Origin of the sequence: Denitrovibrio acetiphilus DSM 12809, from assembly GCF_000025725.1 — a bacterium.
Classification (GTDB): Bacteria; Chrysiogenota; Deferribacteres; order Deferribacterales; family Geovibrionaceae; genus Denitrovibrio; species Denitrovibrio acetiphilus.
This window is the reverse complement of sequence record NC_013943.1, coordinates 2596096-2613294: the sequence shown is the minus strand read 5'-3', so window position 1 is coordinate 2613294 and position 17199 is coordinate 2596096. Positions and strand designations below refer to the sequence as shown.

Below are 17199 nucleotides of genomic sequence, written 5' to 3'. Positions count from 1 at the left end.
GCTTGCCCAGAGGGGGGGATGGCTCAGTTGTGCTGTATTTTTCTGCTTTTTGGCATAAAGGTTGCTTTGTAAAGGGCAGGAGCGAATTATGAAGAAATTATTTCCGGTTTTAATACTTTCAATATTTTTTGCAGGTTGTGTTGATAAAGCAGTTAACGGTCTCGCTCATACAAGCACTCCTAGGAAGGTTGAAACTTTTGTTGATGATAAAGTGCTTATGGCTCAGCAGTCTCTTACAAAAATACTCAAGCCGTCCTATGGATATACGTATATGCTTATCGCAATAGAGCTTAATTCTAATGCGTCTTCGCTTATTATCGATAAAACCAAAGAAAAAGTAATTTCATTTGACTCTCAGGTCGTGAGCAAGCTTACTCCCGGGAGTTTTTTTTATGTGATACCTCCGAAGGTAAGTGATGGCGAAACATTCGAATATAACGAAGAATTCGGCAGGATGATCAGGAATTACCTTACTATGGCAAAATACGGTGTTCCAGTTTCAGATCCGGAAGATGCAGAGTATATAGTTGTTTCAACCATAAGAGAGTCTCTTGATAAATCATACGGAACCAATTACTCGCAAATAACATTCAGCATTGTTGATAAATTCGATTATCCGGTTTATCTGGCGTCTATACGGGTTGAAAGCAAATCAGACAGAAATTTCTGGTATTTTCCTACTAAAAAAGCAAAGCCTGTAAGAAAACTTACGATGAAAGGCATGACAAAGATAATGGCGGAAGGGCTCCCGAATGTACACGGAGACCCGACTTCGCTTCTGGCAATGGTTGAAAAGAAAGTTGAAGACAGAAAAGTTGCAAAGGAGACGGATAAATGATCAACGGGTTATACACTGCCACAAGCGGTATGGCTATGCAGCAGAGGCGGATGGACATTATTTCATCAAATCTGGCAAACCTAAACACCGTGGGGCATAAGAAAGAGGTTGGAGTGTTTTCCGAATATATCGCAAATGCTTCTGAAACACCTGATGATATCATACGAAACAGTGATTATAACAAAATGATCAATTCCACCGTCCGGCTGGATGATATAAAAGTCAATTTCCAGCAGGGCTACCTGAAAGAGACTGGCAACAGCATGGATATGGCGCTCACTAATCCCAATGCCTTTTTCGCAGTGGATACCCCATATGGAGTGAGGTTTACCCGTGACGGTTCTTTTATATTAAATGAGCAGGGTGAGCTTACGACTAAAGACGGGTTTAAGGTTGTGAGCAATATGGACTCTCTTCAACCTGTGCAGATGGTCGAAGGAGCAATTGTTAATGAAGAGGGGGAGATGCTTCTTGAAGGCGCTCTTGTTAATAACATCGAGATTGCTCAGTTTGAAGATTTGTCGGCCTTGCAGAAAACAGGCAGAAACCTTTATGTCGCTGTGGACGCACTGCCGGATGTTGCAGAAAACCCCGGGCTTATGACAGGCTATCTGGAGGGGAGTAACGTTAACCCTGTGGAAGAGATGGTTAAGATGATCGAGGCATCCAGAGGTTTTGAAACTTACTCAAAGATTATAACAACTTTTGATGAAATAGACAGTAAAGCCGTCAACGAAGTCGGCATTGTGAGCTAAGGAGGGGGCATATGTTTCGTACCCTATGGACAGCGGCAACAGGTATGACCGCACAACAGACAAATATTGATACTATTTCCAACAACCTTGCAAATGTTAACAACATCGGATACAAGAAGAGCCGTGCGCATTTCGAAGACCTGATATATCAGGAATTGAAACCTGCGGGGGCTATATCCGCAGCAGGGATGACACACCCCACGGGGATACAGGTCGGGCTTGGTTCCAAAGTTGCGGCTATAGAAAAAGTGCATACTCAGGGTAGTTTTCAGTATACCGGAGTCAGCCTTGATATCGCAGTCGAGGGGGACGGCTATTTTCAGTTTACCCTGCCAAGCGGCGAAATTGCATATACCAGAAACGGTTCTCTCAAAACTGATGCCGACGGTAACCTTGTAAACTCCAACGGGTACTATCTGGAACCTGCGGTCACTGTCCCGGATGACGTAACTGATATCGCTTTTGGTGAAGACGGGACGATAAGTGTTACTCTGGCGGGTGAGGAAGAAGCGCAGGAGATAGGGCAGATAGAGCTGTCACGCTTTATCAATCCGGCGGGGCTGAAGGCCATCGGTAAAAATCTTTTTATGCCAACCGGAGCAAGCGGTAACGCTGTTGCGGGAGTGCCCAGCGAGGACGGTTACGGGTCTATTACTCAAAACACACTTGAAATGTCTAACGTCAGTGTGGTAGATGAAATGGTAAACATGATTACCGGACAGCGAGCTTATGAGATAAACTCTAAAGCAGTGCAGACCGGAGACGAAATGCTTCAGATAGTGAATAACCTTAAGAGGTAATAATGCTTAAACCCCTGCTCATGGGATTGATATTTGTGTGTACTGTGCTTTCGGTGTCTGCAAATGATGTAATCGTTATAGATTCTGAATGCATAATGCTGGAAGATATCTTTCCGGGGATAGGAATAAAAGACGATATATATTGCGGTCTGGACTATGGCGAGGAACGCACAATTAACCGGCAGATGTCGATGTATATTATTAATAAACACGATATTGTCGGCGCGCAGCCCGGTGAGGTGACATTCCGCAGGAAGGGAACTTTGCTTACCGAAGATAGATTCAAGAGTGATGTTCAGGATTTATTGTCTGTCATGTACGGCAGTATGGACATTGAGATCGGAAGCATACGTATGGGGCGTGATTTTTATTATTCTGAAAAAGACGGGTACAATATTGACATGCCTAAAGGCAGGTTCGGCAATGTCTCCGTTTCTATAGATAACGGTGTACGCAGGTACAACTATACTATCAATCTCAAGGCGTTTCAGGACATATACGTCACGAGCAGCTCTATAAGAAAAGGTGAAGACGTCTCCGGCAGGGTTCAGAAAGAACGCTATGAACTTTCAAGGGTGCATGGCGAACCTGTAAAAGATCCTTCGGGGATGATTGCCACAAAGAATCTTTCAAGCGGCAGACCACTGACTCTTGGTGATGTTATGATGAAGCCGGATGCCTTTGAAGGGACAACGGTTTTGCTAGTTTACCGCTCCGGAGCTCTTAATGTGACTACTTCCGGAGAATTGCAGGAAGATGCGTATATCGGAAAAAATGTCCGGGTGAAGAATACCGCCAGCGGTAAGATAGTACGCGGAAGATATGAACAAGGTCGCAAAGTCGTTGTAAACGCTCAGTAATCCTTTTCCTTTTTTTATTCTACATATAATCGCTACATTTGGCATACTTCTTGTTATTTAATCTGGTAATTGAAAAAAATACCGGAGAGGCAAGATGAAAGTCAGAATCCTACTTATGATGATAGCTACGGCGCTTGTTTTTACTGGATGTGCGAAAAAGCCTGATTTTAATAATGACGCACTCAAAAATAGTTATCAGAAAGAGCTGGAGGAATATAAGAAACAGCAGGAAGCCAGAAAGCCCAGCCCTTCACTATGGATGGAGGCATCTGCGAAAGGCAGCCTGTTTCTTGATTATAAAGGGCGTCATGTGGGCGACATTATAATCATAAATATCGTAGAGAGCACATCTGCGAGCAATTCTAACTCAACCTCGACGTCAAAAAGCCAGAGTGCTTCATCAACTTTAACAAACCTTATGGGACTTCCTGCTAACCTTGGTGTTACTAATTTGCTGGGGACAGGGAATGCTCTTGATCTTAATAATTCTCTGGATTCTTCAAGTTCTTTTGCAGGGAATGGTTCAAAAACAAAAGCAGATACTATTCAGGGTACAATAGCAGCCAGAGTTACTGATGTTCTTCCTTCCGGTAACCTTGTGATAGAAGGGCACAGAGAACTTATAGTAGATAATGAGAAACAGACAATCACTCTCAGCGGGATAGTCAGACAGAAAGATCTCGATGCTTCCAATACAGTTTCTTCAACATCCATCGCTGATGCGAAAATTGCTTACAGCGGTCAGGGGATGCTTTCTGATTCTAACAAGCCGGGCTGGCTGATGACACTTTTTAACTGGATCATGCCGTTCTAGGCTTACAGGGGTAATGAAGATGAAAAGGACAGTAATAACACTAATGCTTATACTTCTGGCAAATGCTTCGTTTGCCATGGTTAAAATAAGAGACATATCCAATGTCGAAGGGATCAGGGACAACCAGCTTATCGGCTATGGGCTTGTGGTGGGACTTAACGGTACCGGTGATAAAAGCGGTACAGATTTCACCATTCAGTCCCTTGTGAATATGATGGAGCGTATGGGGATAACTGTAAGTAAAGATGACGTCAGCGTGAAAAACGTTGCTGCCGTTATGGTCACTGCAAAGCTTCCGCCTTATTCCCGTTCAGGGACTATGGTTGATGTTGTTGTGTCGTCTGTTGGTGACGCAAAGAGCTTAGAGGGCGGCACGCTGCTGATGACACCTCTTTCTGCTGCGAACGGGCAGGTTTACGCTGTTGCACAGGGACCTATATCTGTGGGCGGTATGAACGTTTCGGCCGGCGGAACGGGTACAATCAAAAATCATCCTACAGTTGGTATGATCCCAAACGGGGGGATAGTTGAACAGGAAATCCCTTTTGTTATGGATGAGAGTGAGATTGTACTCACTTTTAAACAGAGAAACCTCACCGACCTTGTAAAAGCGAAAGAAGCAGTTAACAAGATGGTCGGACTTCAGGTGGCTCAGATAACCTCACCATCCACGCTGGAAATTTCTGTACCTGATAATTATAAAAGTAATTTTTATGTATATCTGGACAATGTACTCAGTGCTCAGATAGAGCCTACAAACCTCGCAAGGGTAGTTGTGGACGAGAGAACAGGAACGATTGTCATGGGAGCCGATGTAAGGCTGAACACTGTGGCTGTTTCTCACGGTAATCTTACTATCAGCATTAATTCCACTGTAGAGATCAGGGAGCCTGACTTTTTAGGTGATGGCGGTGGAGAGACACAGAATACAGAGATTAATGTTCAGGAAGAGAATGCTAATCTGATGGTTGTACCGGAAGGGGTAAGTATCAGCGATCTTGTGAAGGCGCTGAACTCCATAGGTGTTACCCCCAGAGACCTTATCTCTATCCTTCAGGCTATAAAATCTGCCGGTGCTCTGCACGGCGAACTTCAGGTGATGTGATGTATATAGAAGCCTTAAGCTCTGACCTTAACTATACAAAAGATCAGGATAAGAAACTTAAAAAATCCTGTGAAGAATTCGAGGCTCTTTTCATGGCTAAAGTCTTTTCCAGTATGAGAGAAACAATTCAGGACGGCGGTCTTGTTAAGAAGAGCACAGGCGAAGAAATATTTACGGAGATGCTCGATGCCGAAGTAGCGAAAGAATCCTCTGAGGGCGAAGGTCTGGGGCTTTCAAAGATGCTTTATGAGTCTATGAGCAAAAACCTCCACGCAAACAATGGAAATAATTTCCCGACAGGAAAAAACAGTGCTGTGAATTCACAGCAATTCCTTGAATTACAGCGGGAATTGAATGGCACAAATGTTGCTTCTACTATTAATGAAAAATTATGAGAGCATAATGCAATAAGGAAAAGACAGCTTTTTCGCTGGAACAACCAGGTAAAAACTGCTAAAGTTTTTTAGGATCTCGCCGATTATCTGGATGTACCGGAGGCACTGATGAGAATTGATGATAAGTTCAAACAACTAGACATGAACAAACTGAACGATACCGCAGCCAGCAAAAAGAAGGGGGCTAAATCTCCTTCTGCGTCTGAAAGCAACGGTGGGGACAGTGTATCTCTCTCAAACAGCGCGAAAAACGCAGCCAGTATCACAGAAGCTGTCAAGAGTTCACCAGAGGTCAGAACTGAGCTTGTTCAAGAGCTCAAGGCTAAGATTGAAAGCGGTCAGTATAACGTGTCAGGCAGAGATATTGCCGAAAAACTCGTTCAGACTGCTGTAGATGATCTTTTTTAACTGACACTCACACCCTTCCTTATTTGACAAACCGCTCCTCATAACTGCCGAAATACTCGGAGGGATGAGATGGAACTTGTTAAAGATCTTATTGATATACTCAAATCACAGGAAAAACTCTATCAGGAGATGAAGCATATTCTCGAATGCGAAACAGAATGTGTTGTCACCTGGGACGCGAATAAGACTATTGAGCTTGTAAAAAAGAAAGATACTCTTGCTTATAAAGAGAAAATTCTTGATGAAGCTTTCAGGACAGGTCTTAAAAAAATCGAAAAAGAGCTTGGTGTTGAGAAACTCCGTGTTCAGGATGTCCCTGAAGAATTCGCAGGTGAGTACCATTCTGAGCTTACAGAAATACGCCTGAAGCTTATTACTGTTGTGAAGGAAGTTGCCCGTCTGAACGACTCTCTTAAAATACTCTACAAAACAAATATGTCACTTATAGAAGGCGTTTTCGGCAGGCTTGGTCTGGCCGGAAAGAATACGTACGGTATTAATAAAGGATACGGTAAAGGGAAAACATCAACTATCAGCAAAACAGGGTAGTAATTACAGTTAGTGCCGGAGGCAGCTTATGTCGAATTTAATGCACATTTTTTCTACCGGTGTTTCCGGTCTTTTTGCCTCACAGGCGGGGATCGACGTAACCGGTAATAACATATCGAATGTCAATACTGAAGGGTACTCACGTCAACGTGTGGTACTCGAGACTGCTAACCCCGAAAAGAATTCCCAAGGTGTTTTCGGACGTGGAGTCAGTGTGGAAACCGTTGAGCGTATTTATGATGATATGCTGGCATCGTCTATCAGGAACGAGAGTTCCGATCTTGCATACTACGAAACGCTTCAGTCTGCTCTTTCAAAAGTGACAATATATTTTAATGAGCTTGAAGACGGCTCTGGTCTTGGCGAGGCGATGCAAAACTATTTTGATGCATGGGGCGATCTTGCAAACACTGCACCAGATGAATCTGATGAGGCTCTTATCAAAAGGGCTACTCTTGTGGAGTCTGCATCTGTTCTGGCTGACAAGATTCAGGCGAGCTATGCTTCGCTTGAAGAAATCAAAAACGAAAGCAATCTTCTGGTAAGCGACTATGTTAACGAGATAAACAATATATCAGAGAATATTGCATATCTGAATAAAGAGATAGCAAGGATTGAATCAGGAGGGGATACTGCAAACGATTTCAGAGACCAGAGGCAGGTGCTTCTGAACAGGCTTGCAGAGATATCCAATATGAGCGTTACTGAAAGGTCAAACGGGCAGGTAGCAGTCTATATCGGCGGTAATGCTATTGTGGATGAAGCAACACGCTTTGAGCTGAAAGCAGAACAGGCAGATGAAGACAGTGACGATGTGAGCATCTTCTGGGGGACAGAAGGGCAGAGCAATAAGCTGGTTGACATAACCAATGCCTTCACATCAGGAGAGATCGCAGGCGAGCTTTATGTTCGTGATGAATTGATACAGGGATATCAGGACCAGCTTGATGAACTCGCCAATGTTATGATTACTGAAACAAATAAAATCCACTCTCTGGGACAGGGAACAAACCGCCTGACTCAGATATCTTCGTCGAACGGGGTAACAAACCCTACGTATACATTCAGCGAACCAGCAGGCGCATTTCCTATAGAGATACAGGCAGGAACGCTGCGTATAAGTATATATGACACAGAGGGCAATAAAGTTGAGGATCTTGATATTGTAATAGATCCGGCAAAAGATAATCTTAACTCGGTTATTGCCAAGATATCAGCAGCAGACGGCAATCCGAATGGCGGGATGATTCAGGCTTCTATGTCCAGCGGGAATACAATAAAATTTACTTCCGGTTCTGGATATGATTTTACATTTGCAGAAGATACATCAAACTTTCTGGTAGCATCCGGAACTTACGGCTTTTTTGCTGGTAGTGATGCTTCTACGATCGCGGTTTCAGATATAATCATGTCCAATAACAGCTACATCGCAACTTCACAGACAGGTGCTGCCGGAGATAACCAGAATGCTGCTGCGATAGCTGATCTTAAAGACACTAATATCATGACAAGTATGGACGTTACTGTGGATGAGTTTTATGCATATTTTGCAGCGTCCATAGGCAGTGATAAAGCCACGGTTGACATATATGTTACAACCAAAACTCAGGCAATGTCTGAGCTTGAGCTCAAACTGGAAGAAGTAAAGGGTGTGTCTATGGACGAAGAGATGACAAACCTTATGAAATTTCAGCGGGCGTTTGAAGCAAGCTCAAGATTTATTACTGTTGTTGATGAAATGCTGGAAAAACTCGTAAATAGCCTTGGCACAGGCGGACGCTAGTAAGGAGAAGGTGACATGAGAATAACTTATAACTTTATGACAATGAAATATCTTCACGGTGTTAACTCTTCCCTGAACACTCTGGTCAGATCAAGCGAACAGGTAACAGCAGGGCGAAACCTCCTTAATCCGGAAGATGATCCCACTAACTACCTTACAGCTTTTAACATGCAGCGTACGATAGATGATGCAACTCAGTATAACCGTAATGCTAACAATGCTCTAATATGGCTGAAAAATGAAGATTCTATACTTCAGACAGCCTCCAGCATACTTTCAAGGGCGAAGGATGAACTTGCGGTTGCTGGTAAGAATGATTCGCAGGATGCAGACAGCCGTAAAGCTCTCGCAGGGGAGGTTATGAATATCTATGAAGAACTTCTCGACCTTGCTAATTCAAAATATCTGGATCGGTATATCTTCGGCGGCTACGAGACAGAAGAAGCACCCTTCACTTCCGGCGACAGGCAGGTGACTTCTGTTGTTTCCAGTATGGATGACGGTGAAGCGTTCAGTTCCAGACTGTATTCCGATATGCCCGACCTTGCAAAAGGGTCTTATACTGTCAAGGCGACTGTTGTTGGCGGCGTTGTGCGTGTTACTATGATGGATGCAAACAATAAACAGGTACTTCTGGACAGCAACGGCAGTGATGAGTCCACTGAAAACGGGAACCTTACAACAGATACGCTTGTAACCGGTTTTCAGGCCGGGCAAGTTATCAGTACCGGGCGGGGGGTGAGCATTAAACTCCCTGACGATATGGGGGAAGGAGATTCTCTCACAATGTCTTTATACTATACACCCGGAGACGATGTGGAATATGTCGGAGATGACGGGGCAATTAATTCCAAAATCGGAGATAATCAGAATGTTCAGATTAATATTTCCGGTGAGGATATCTTTATGGAGACCTTCAGAACAATATTAGGAACGATGCCTAATACCTCGAACGGTCTTACAATTTCAGAGACTACAAAATTTTCTAAAATAGACGGAGCAAATGTAAGTTCTTCCGACTCCATAAGCTTTACGGGAACAGACCATAACGGTTACAGAATAGGTACAGCCAGAGTGGCAAGCCCTAAGAATGTTGACCTGGATATGACAAATACAACAGCAGAGCAGCGCACTCTTTCCATTAATTATGCAGGTAAAGATTACAGCATAACGCTTGACCAGAAAGGCTACAGCGATATGGATGATGTTGTATATAATGTCAACAGAATGCTTGATAATCAGGGGCTTGGCGGGGAAATAACTGCTGTCAACGATGGCGACAAACTTATGTTTATGACAAACAAGGCAGGCAGCGGGGTGAAGCTCAGTGTCACAGGTTCAGACTATAACTCATTAGGTTTTATGGATATTCCTGTTTCAGATACAGGGCAGGATACTACTTTTGACTTGTCATACAGCAACTATTTAGGACCTGTGGCGACTAACTATACCGGTCTTGCCATTACCGGTACGCCAGCAGGGACTGTACATACCTACCATGTTAATGATGAGGCAATTAAATTTACTGTTTATGACACAGATACTGCGAGTGACATTCAGGACAAGATTAATGAAGCTCTTAAAGACAAGGGGCTTGAGTTTGATTTTGATGCCACTGTCGCAGATGATGGGTTCGGAGGGTATGATCTCACTATCGAGATGGTGAATCAGAACTATACGAAAGATACATATATTGCCACAAGGATAGATGAAGGCGCTGATGAGTATCAGTATGACTCTGCAAAGGGCGGTGATTTCCCTATGGAAGAGGAGAAAACTGTCAGTGATATGCTTGATTTTATTGAGAATCTTTATAATCAGGCGGTGAATGCAGAGGTTGTTGACGGGCAGCTTCAGATTACGGATATCAGAAGCGGTGAGAGCAAGCTCACATTCAGTCTGGATGAAGAAAACACCGGAATAGGATATGCAATGCTTCAGCCGGATGTGACACTCACAGGGAGATATTCCGGCACAGCAGATGATAAGTGGAGTGTCGATGTATCTGTTTCAGGTAACGATGTTATTATACAGGTTACTGATTCGGATGGTACAAAGCTTTATGATAACACTTCAAACCCTATTTCCGCAGCAGACTACAAAGGCGGAGAGATATATCTGAATCAGGGTGTGAGCATTGTTCTGGGGGATATAGTGGGCAGTTCATTTACTATTGATATGACTGCAAATTCAAACCTCAGTTTTGGCGATCTGAATGTTGTGGAAGAGGGGGATAATGTCAATGTTTTCCGCTCTCTGCAAAACCTGTACGATGCGCTTAATCTGAACATTCCTGATTCAGGGATAGGTGCACCTAGTGCATGGTCTGATGAATCGCTGAATTCAACTGCTACACCATATATGGATGGTGAGTTCAGAGGTAATTACAATGATCTTCTTACCTTTGAGGTGCAAAACTACGGTGACTCTTCTGAATATTACATTCAGTCTGAGCAGTACTGGACATCTGACGGCATAACTATGCTGGACAATGTTGATCCTGTAACATTTGATATCGTTATTCATTCCGACAGTCTTTCCGGAGACGGGTTTCTTACGAAAACAGTCAGTGTCTCACAGGCTCTTTACGGTGGTGACAAAAACGCTCTTACAGATGAAATCATTCGACAGATCAACAGTGACAGTGATATGCAAAATTTAGGTGTTAATGCATATACAGAAAATGGCAATCTGCGCATTGACTCCGGTTCCGGAAATAATGAGCTTACCGTGCATTATAACAATACCGAGACTGCATTTATGTTCAGCGGAGTTGATAGCAAGTCCAGCGGGACACAGCTTCCGTCTCTTGAGCTGAAAGAAGATTCTGTTCTTGATGTTTATTATGAAACAGGTGGAGCATGGGGGACTGCAACCCCGATTTCTGTAACTATTCCTGCCGGAATATATGCAGACAATACAGCTCTGCTGGCGGAGATTAATAATCAGCTCGATACCGCTCTGGTTGCTGACGGCTTTGCCGCAGGGTCGATGAGCGCAGTTCTTGGGGATGATGGTACAATAAAAATTAATCATGATGCAACTTTTGACGATATAATAGTATCCGGTGATGATAACGGGGAACTTGGCTTTTACTCTCTGGTGACATCCAACACTATAGAGACCAAAACAAACCCGACCCTTGACCTGAGTGAAAAGAATATCGGAGAGAGAACTCTGACATTCTATACCGATGACGGCTCCGGCAACTATACTGAAACAAATATAGTTGTAGATGCTGAAAATTATCAGTCGCTGGACGACCTTGTTGACAATATTAACGAGAAACTGACAGATGCCGGTCTTGCACCGGATGTTTCCTGTGGGACAATGAATGAAACACAGCTCAGTTTTAGCTTTGGCGGTGCCTACAGCTCTATGCATGTTTCCGGTGACTATGAAGGTACATTGGGCATAGAGAAAGGGGGCGACATAGCCAAAATGAAAGTTACAGGGAGCGACGGTTCTCTGATAAGCAGTTACATTATTGACACTGCAAATGAAAAATACTATGTCGCCGATGGTGTTTACCATCACTATGACGCCGGTACACTCGCTGCAACAGATTCTTACACCGTGGGGGTTGGCTCGGGGATTGATTACGAGATGAAAGTGATGGAGACAGCAGAGTCGCAGATACACACTGCCCTGACCATTGTCGGTAACAGAGAGAATAGAGCCGAATCTGCGGTAACATTTAACGAATCGCTGATCACAGCCAGCGAAAAGCTGAAAGCAGAGTATACTGGTTCTACAACAATGGATCAGGCAGCAGCAGCTACGAACTATACTGTGGCACAGACTGTATATCAGTCGGCGCTCGCTGCAACAGCTCAAATTCTTCAGATAAGCCTTTTGGATTATCTGTAAAAGTTCAGGGAGTATATACATGAGTACAAGCTCAGTAAAGAAATGTGAGGCACAAATGGAAACCCGTAAGATTATGTCCAGTAAACTCGGGGAGATCGAATTCAATGAAGCAGATATTATCACATTGTCTGCTCCGATACTTGGCTTTCCGGAGCTAAACGACTTTGTACTGATATCTAATGAAAAATCTTACCCGTTTATCTGGTTTCAGTCAGTTCAGGATGCAAATATTTGCTTTATACTGGTTGAGCCGGGGATATTCTTTCCGGACTATAAACCTGAGATCAGCAAAAGAGACCTGAAGATACTTTCTATTGAAGAAGAAAAGGATGTTAAGCTTTTCGGTATTGTGGTTGTTCCTGACCAGCCGAAGAACGCAACAGTTAATCTCAGAGCCCCTCTGGTTGTGAATGTTGAGAGAAAACTCTCAAAGCAGGTTATACTTGAGGACGACAAGTGGCAGATTAAATCGCCTCTATTTAAAAATCAGGACTAAGGATGCTTGTATTATCAAGGAAGATAAACGAAAGCATAATCATCGGGGACGGCATCGAAGTTAAAATTGTTGATGTCTCCGGTCGAAACGTAAAAATAGGTATAGACGCCCCCAGAGATGTGAGCGTTCACCGTAAAGAAGTGTATGAAGCTATTCTGAATGAAAATATCGAAGCTACTAAAAAGGAAAATCTGGTGTCTTTCATAGATTTCTTTAAGCAGCATAAAAAAGACTAATATGATTAAGTATATCTTTGTTCCATTTTTACTGTTTTTCATGTCAGGCATTGTCCATGCCGGACAGCCGACAGATGAACAGCTTGATAAGTTTTTTGAACTTAAAGGTGCTCCTGCTGCCTATGAGTCTGCTGTTCGGTCTATATATGCCCCCATTGTTTCGATGATGAAAGCTGGAAATCTGCGTGTTAAAGATAAAGAAGGTCTTGATGCCGGAGCCGCTCAGGTTAAGGAAACTTTCAGCTGGCAAAAAGTAAAACCTGATATTTATAATTTTTACAAAACTCACTACACAGACAAAGAGCTTGATTCCTATATCAAGACCATGAGCAGGCGGGAATATAAGGCGATGGCAGAGAAAGAGACCTCTCTTCTTTCTGATTATGACCTTATGATACAGTCAGTTACAATGAAAAACATCCTTGAGCTTGTGATACGCATAGAAATGGGAAAGGCACTCAAGAAATAGCTCTACTTATCCGGCTGGTCTCTGTCAAATCGACATATGTTCAAACCTTTGCTGTTAAAGCATTTCTGATACCATACAACACTCAAACATGGATTGAACATTTTCATAGTTACGCTATCATTATTAGCATGAACATATATTGATTCGAAGGAGAAAAAAATGAGAAAGTTTATGCCTTTTATTCTGATCGCCTTTATAGGCGTCGTTGTGATCATATCTGTCATTCCTGATTATAAAGACAGTAAGAGACCCTTTAACAAACTGGTGGCATTCGCTTCTTCTGAAGGTTTTGCTCTGGGGGTGCTTATGCCGGATGCGTCTATGGTTACAAAAGCCGCTGAAGAAGTTGAAAAGACAGAGAGTATTATTCAGCGCAGCATACCTACTAAGTTTCTGAGTGGCGCAGACGCTGAGAGTATAGCTCATGAGCAGGGCGTCAGTATCCCGGGGTATATCCTGCTTGATGGTGACGGAAATGTCGCTGTAAGGGAAAACGATGTGCTGAAGTCTGATGTCCTTTCAAAATATTTTGCAAACCTGCATACACATTAAAAGTTAAAAAAAGCCGGCTCTGAGTAGTCGGCTTTGTGCATTCTCAATAAAGTACCGTTATTCTAAGACGTTAAAACCTGTGGTTACGTTATTTACACATTAAAAAGGGCTTCGCAGATTTCTCCGGAAGCCCTTAAACTCTCGTTATATGGCGGTGCAGGGACTTGAACCCCGGACACTACGGATATGAGCCGTATGCTCTAACCACCTGAGCTACACCGCCATTCATACAGGGATATTGATATACCCTATCTTTTTTAGTCAGTCAACAAAAAACTTATTCTGCCGGAACAAATTCTCCGTTTTTTATCTCTGCGATTATGAAAGAATCTTTTGAGAGACCTGTATGGTCACTGTTAGACATGTTGAACTCACCGGCAGTTCCCATAAATCCTTTGATCTGCTGAAGTTCATTTGCAAGCTTGACAGGATCTTTCCCGGATTTTGCCACGGCAGCAGCAAACAGCCCGAAAGCATCATATGCGTGCCCGCCGAAAACCGAAACCGAGCCGCCGAATTTTGATTCGTAGTCTGTTTTATATTTCATAAGCATAGTTTTAAATCTGTCAGTATCGTCCAGTTTGTCTGCTACGATGAGTCTGCCTGCTGTAAGTTTAACGCCTTCTGCGGCATCTCCTGCGAGCTCTATGAATTTTCTGGAGGCAATCCCTTGGGTCATGTATATATTGTTCATACCGAGGGCTTTAGCGTTTCTGGCGACAATGGCAGGAGCTGCTCCCGCTGCCCAACAGATAACAGCGTCTACGTTTTTATCTTTTATTTTGGAAAGCTGCGCGGTCATCTCTTTATCTGTGTCCATAAATTTCTCATCAGCGATGATGTTAATCCCGAAGCGCTCGGCATTCTGGAGAACAGCATCTCTCCCCGTCGCGCCGTAACCGCTTTGGGCAGATATGAGAGCCACATTTGTTTTCCCTTTGGACTTAAGGTGGTCAAAAAGTTTTTCAGCAACATGTATATCAGATTGAGGTGTTTTATATATGAATGCATTAGCCGGTTCCACTATTGTTGCACTTGCGGCGCAGGCAATAAAAGGGACTTTGTATCTTATTGCAAGATTTTTTATGGCGAGAGCGCATCCTGTCCTGCTTGGTCCGAGTACAGCAAGGACTCTATCTTTTGTGGCAAGTCTTTTGAAGTAAGATATAGCTCTGTCTTCCCGCCCCTGCGTATCATATACGAAGAGTTTTATCTTTTCTCCGTTAATTCCGCCTGCATCGTTTATCTGATCCACAAGCATTTCCACAGTGAGTTTCTCCGGGTTGCCGAGGAAGCTTGTCGGGCCTGTCACGGCGAATAGTGCTCCCAGCCTGATTTCAGCGAATGCTGTAGCTGAAAGGCACAGCATAAGTGTTATAATTAATACCTTTTTCATAGTTACTCCATACCTGAGAAAATTGACAATCACTAAGTAATGGTCAAATAAAGTTATACACAATTAAGGCTGGATTTAAAAGTTAAACTTCGTAGTTTTTCTGTAGGAGTCAGTCTGTTAGTTTTGATGTATAACTAAAGATGTGGATGGCAGAAGCTTTGAGACGGGGTGTTGTGGTTTATATGGTAGGTTCAGTATCGGTTGACAGTGTTTAGTGGTATTTAGATATAAACAGGCGAAGTTTTATTTGCTCCGCCTGTAGAATTTAATTAAAAGTAAACTTATTTCAGTGGGATAAACTGACCGTCTCTGATCTCAAGCATGATAGCGGCTTCTTTGGAGAGTCCGTTGTGGTCTGTTTCGGTCATATTAAATTCCCCTGTTACAGAAAGGACGTTTTTAAGGTTTTGCAGCTCTTGAGCTAGTTTAACTCTGTTTTTTCCGGACTTCATGTATGCAGCTTTGAAAAGGGTGAAAGCATCATAAGCGTATCCGCCGAACTGTGAAACCTGCTTTCCTGTATACTGTTCATAATCGTTAGTGTATTTGCTAAGTATAGCCTTGTATTTGTCTGTTTCATCCAGCTTTTCGGTAACAACTATTCTGCCAGCCGCGAGTTTGATACCGTTGGCAGCATCGCCTGCAAGATCGATGAATTTTGGTGAAGCGACCCCGTGTGACATATAGAGGTTTTTTATGCCTAGTTGAGCGGCGTTTCTTGCTACGATAGCTGGAGAGCCTCCTGCTGCCCAGCAGAGGACTGCATCTGCGTTCTTGTCTTTTATTTTGGAAAGCTGGACAGTTACGTCTTTGTCTTTGTCCATGTATTTTTCGTCAGCGACGATCTCTATTCCGTATTTCTCAGCGGTGGTAAGTACGGCGTTACGTCCTGTCTGACCAAATCCGTTCTGCACAGAGAGGAGTGCAAGGGTTTTCATTTTATTATCCGCAAGATAGCTAAATAATCTTTCAGCAATGTGTACGTCTGACTGGGGTGTTTTGTATACGAAAATGTTTGGCGGAGTGACAATCCTTGCACTGGCTGCGCAGGATATCAGCGGAACTTTGAACCCGGAAGCTCTGTTGATAACGGCTAATGATTCGCCTGTGGTTGAGGGACCTATGATGGCGAGCACTTTGTCTTTCTGTGCTAGTCTGTTGATATAGTTTATCGCTCTGTCTTCGCGCCCTTGGGTGTCATAAATGAACAGTTTAATTTTTTCTCCGTTAATGCCGCCAGCGGCGTTTGTCTGTTCGATCAGCATTTCGAGTGTGCTTTTTTCGGGGTCGCCAAGAAAGCTTGCGCCGCCTGTAACCGAGAGTAATGCACCGAGTCTGATCTCTGCATACGCGCTTGCGGCGAATGCCGAGACAAGAATGATAAATAAAATCTTTTTCATGTTACCTCCAGAACTATTAAAAAAGTCAGCCCAGGTTAAAAAATTAACTCATGATTTAGTCTTTTGAGCAATAACCCAGACGTGACTAAAAATTTAGATAACTATACACTAATATTTCATAAAATTAAACACTGTTTAGTCATATTGAATATATTTTTTTATTTTAAGTTGAGCAGGTAAATGCCGATAAAACAGATAAGGAGTTTCTTACTATGGATATGTTGACATCACTTGCGGGTTCCATCTCACAGATGAAGGCAGCGGAGACTGCATACGAGGCAAACGTAAAAGTTATGAAGAGTGCGCTGGATGTTCAGAAGCAGACAGGTAACTCCCTTATAAGCCTTTTGGAAGGCGGTGAAGTGAATAAGGCGGAAAAAGGAGCCTCCACAGGTTCCAGTATTGACGTTCTTGCCTGATTATAATCGAAAGTTAGTTGAAGCTTTGAAAAGGCAGGGTTCTCCTGCCTTTAT

The 17199-nt window shown here is 43.2% G+C and carries 18 protein-coding genes and 1 tRNA gene; 16 read left to right on the top strand and 3 right to left on the bottom strand.

Annotated features, from left to right (window positions below; all coding sequences use genetic code 11):
• The first annotated feature begins 88 nt into the window (after positions 1–88).
• The 15 genes from DACET_RS12505 to DACET_RS12435 all read left to right on the top strand — a co-directional run bounded on the left by DACET_RS12505 (position 89) and on the right by DACET_RS12435 (position 13930).
• Positions 89–838 carry a hypothetical protein gene (locus tag DACET_RS12505; protein WP_013011742.1) on the top strand — a complete coding sequence of 250 codons (750 nt, stop codon included), beginning with the start codon at positions 89–91 and terminating at the stop codon, positions 836–838.
• Positions 835–1593 (top strand): flagellar hook-basal body protein, encoded by a 759-nt coding sequence (locus DACET_RS12500; protein ID WP_013011741.1) that lies wholly within the window; start codon positions 835–837, stop codon positions 1591–1593. The genes DACET_RS12505 and DACET_RS12500 overlap by 4 nt, the downstream gene beginning before the upstream one ends.
• An 11-nt stretch (positions 1594–1604) precedes the next feature.
• Complete coding sequence (flgG, locus tag DACET_RS12495; protein WP_013011740.1) at positions 1605–2393, top strand: flagellar basal-body rod protein FlgG; 789 nt, start codon at positions 1605–1607, stop codon at positions 2391–2393.
• 2 nt (positions 2394–2395) lie between these two features.
• Positions 2396–3253 carry a flagellar basal body P-ring formation chaperone FlgA gene (gene flgA, locus DACET_RS12490; RefSeq protein WP_013011739.1) on the top strand — a complete coding sequence of 286 codons (858 nt, stop codon included), beginning with the start codon at positions 2396–2398 and terminating at the stop codon, positions 3251–3253.
• A 94-nt stretch (positions 3254–3347) separates the two neighbouring features.
• Entirely contained in the window at positions 3348–4067 is a 720-nt protein-coding gene (locus tag DACET_RS12485; RefSeq protein WP_013011738.1) for a flagellar basal body L-ring protein FlgH, read from the top strand.
• Positions 4068–4086: 19 nt separating this feature from the next.
• Positions 4087–5172 (top strand): flagellar basal body P-ring protein FlgI, encoded by a 1086-nt coding sequence (locus DACET_RS12480; RefSeq protein WP_013011737.1) that lies wholly within the window; start codon positions 4087–4089, stop codon positions 5170–5172.
• Positions 5172–5567 (top strand): rod-binding protein, encoded by a 396-nt coding sequence (locus DACET_RS15710; RefSeq protein ID WP_013011736.1) that lies wholly within the window; start codon positions 5172–5174, stop codon positions 5565–5567. The genes DACET_RS12480 and DACET_RS15710 overlap by 1 nt, the downstream gene beginning before the upstream one ends.
• A gap of 108 nt (positions 5568–5675) precedes the next feature.
• Positions 5676–5975: a flagellar biosynthesis anti-sigma factor FlgM gene (flgM, locus tag DACET_RS12470; protein ID WP_013011735.1), complete on the top strand. Its 300-nt coding sequence runs from the start codon at positions 5676–5678 to the stop codon at positions 5973–5975.
• Positions 5976–6044: 69 nt separating this feature from the next.
• Complete coding sequence (gene flgN / locus DACET_RS12465; protein WP_013011734.1) at positions 6045–6524, top strand: flagellar export chaperone FlgN; 480 nt, start codon at positions 6045–6047, stop codon at positions 6522–6524.
• Between the two features lie 28 nt (positions 6525–6552).
• Positions 6553–8307, top strand: a complete 1755-nt coding sequence (gene flgK / locus DACET_RS12460; protein WP_013011733.1) for a flagellar hook-associated protein FlgK — start codon at positions 6553–6555, stop codon at positions 8305–8307.
• A gap of 15 nt (positions 8308–8322) precedes the next feature.
• Positions 8323–12177, top strand: coding sequence for a flagellin (locus DACET_RS12455; protein ID WP_013011732.1), 3855 nt, complete (start codon positions 8323–8325; stop codon positions 12175–12177).
• A 19-nt stretch (positions 12178–12196) separates the two neighbouring features.
• Entirely contained in the window at positions 12197–12673 is a 477-nt protein-coding gene (fliW, locus tag DACET_RS12450) for a flagellar assembly protein FliW (RefSeq protein ID WP_148214187.1), read from the top strand.
• 2 nt (positions 12674–12675) lie between these two features.
• Positions 12676–12909, top strand: coding sequence for a carbon storage regulator CsrA (gene csrA, locus DACET_RS12445; protein ID WP_013011730.1), 234 nt, complete (start codon positions 12676–12678; stop codon positions 12907–12909).
• Position 12910: 1 nt separating this feature from the next.
• Positions 12911–13378 (top strand): DUF2059 domain-containing protein, encoded by a 468-nt coding sequence (locus DACET_RS12440; RefSeq protein WP_013011729.1) that lies wholly within the window; start codon positions 12911–12913, stop codon positions 13376–13378.
• A 159-nt stretch (positions 13379–13537) separates the two neighbouring features.
• Positions 13538–13930 carry a hypothetical protein gene (locus DACET_RS12435; RefSeq protein ID WP_013011728.1) on the top strand — a complete coding sequence of 131 codons (393 nt, stop codon included), beginning with the start codon at positions 13538–13540 and terminating at the stop codon, positions 13928–13930.
• A 149-nt stretch (positions 13931–14079) separates the two neighbouring features.
• On the opposite strand, the gene DACET_RS12430 is transcribed toward DACET_RS12435, so the two are convergent.
• The 3 genes from DACET_RS12430 to DACET_RS12420 all read right to left on the bottom strand — a co-directional run bounded on the left by DACET_RS12430 (position 14080) and on the right by DACET_RS12420 (position 16726).
• Positions 14080–14153: transfer RNA gene (locus tag DACET_RS12430), tRNA-Met, on the bottom strand.
• 54 nt (positions 14154–14207) lie between these two features.
• Entirely contained in the window at positions 14208–15326 is a 1119-nt protein-coding gene (locus DACET_RS12425; RefSeq protein WP_013011727.1) for an ABC transporter substrate-binding protein, read from the bottom strand.
• A gap of 281 nt (positions 15327–15607) precedes the next feature.
• Entirely contained in the window at positions 15608–16726 is a 1119-nt protein-coding gene (locus tag DACET_RS12420; RefSeq protein ID WP_013011726.1) for an ABC transporter substrate-binding protein, read from the bottom strand.
• A 212-nt stretch (positions 16727–16938) separates the two neighbouring features.
• On the opposite strand from DACET_RS12420, the gene DACET_RS12415 reads away from it, so the two are divergent.
• Positions 16939–17145 carry a putative motility protein gene (locus tag DACET_RS12415; RefSeq protein WP_041229978.1) on the top strand — a complete coding sequence of 69 codons (207 nt, stop codon included), beginning with the start codon at positions 16939–16941 and terminating at the stop codon, positions 17143–17145.
• Positions 17146–17199 lie beyond the last annotated feature (54 nt).

What these genes read in the sequence shown, in the direction of transcription:
- DACET_RS12505 (WP_013011742.1), top strand. Translation starts at nt 89, where the DNA reads ATGAAGAAATTATTTCCGGTTTTAATACTTTCAATATTTTTTGCAGGT.
- DACET_RS12500 (WP_013011741.1), top strand. Translation starts at nt 835, where the DNA reads ATGATCAACGGGTTATACACTGCCACAAGCGGTATGGCTATGCAGCAG.
- flgG (WP_013011740.1), top strand. Translation starts at nt 1,605, where the DNA reads ATGTTTCGTACCCTATGGACAGCGGCAACAGGTATGACCGCACAACAG.
- flgA (WP_013011739.1), top strand. Translation starts at nt 2,396, where the DNA reads ATGCTTAAACCCCTGCTCATGGGATTGATATTTGTGTGTACTGTGCTT.
- DACET_RS12485 (WP_013011738.1), top strand. Translation starts at nt 3,348, where the DNA reads ATGAAAGTCAGAATCCTACTTATGATGATAGCTACGGCGCTTGTTTTT.
- DACET_RS12480 (WP_013011737.1), top strand. Translation starts at nt 4,087, where the DNA reads ATGAAAAGGACAGTAATAACACTAATGCTTATACTTCTGGCAAATGCT.
- DACET_RS15710 (WP_013011736.1), top strand. Translation starts at nt 5,172, where the DNA reads ATGTATATAGAAGCCTTAAGCTCTGACCTTAACTATACAAAAGATCAG.
- flgM (WP_013011735.1), top strand. Translation starts at nt 5,676, where the DNA reads ATGAGAATTGATGATAAGTTCAAACAACTAGACATGAACAAACTGAAC.
- flgN (WP_013011734.1), top strand. Translation starts at nt 6,045, where the DNA reads ATGGAACTTGTTAAAGATCTTATTGATATACTCAAATCACAGGAAAAA.
- flgK (WP_013011733.1), top strand. Translation starts at nt 6,553, where the DNA reads ATGTCGAATTTAATGCACATTTTTTCTACCGGTGTTTCCGGTCTTTTT.
- DACET_RS12455 (WP_013011732.1), top strand. Translation starts at nt 8,323, where the DNA reads ATGAGAATAACTTATAACTTTATGACAATGAAATATCTTCACGGTGTT.
- fliW (WP_148214187.1), top strand. Translation starts at nt 12,197, where the DNA reads ATGAGTACAAGCTCAGTAAAGAAATGTGAGGCACAAATGGAAACCCGT.
- csrA (WP_013011730.1), top strand. Translation starts at nt 12,676, where the DNA reads ATGCTTGTATTATCAAGGAAGATAAACGAAAGCATAATCATCGGGGAC.
- DACET_RS12440 (WP_013011729.1), top strand. Translation starts at nt 12,911, where the DNA reads ATGATTAAGTATATCTTTGTTCCATTTTTACTGTTTTTCATGTCAGGC.
- DACET_RS12435 (WP_013011728.1), top strand. Translation starts at nt 13,538, where the DNA reads ATGAGAAAGTTTATGCCTTTTATTCTGATCGCCTTTATAGGCGTCGTT.
- DACET_RS12425 (WP_013011727.1), bottom strand. Translation starts at nt 15,326, where the DNA reads ATGAAAAAGGTATTAATTATAACACTTATGCTGTGCCTTTCAGCTACA.
- DACET_RS12420 (WP_013011726.1), bottom strand. Translation starts at nt 16,726, where the DNA reads ATGAAAAAGATTTTATTTATCATTCTTGTCTCGGCATTCGCCGCAAGC.
- DACET_RS12415 (WP_041229978.1), top strand. Translation starts at nt 16,939, where the DNA reads ATGGATATGTTGACATCACTTGCGGGTTCCATCTCACAGATGAAGGCA.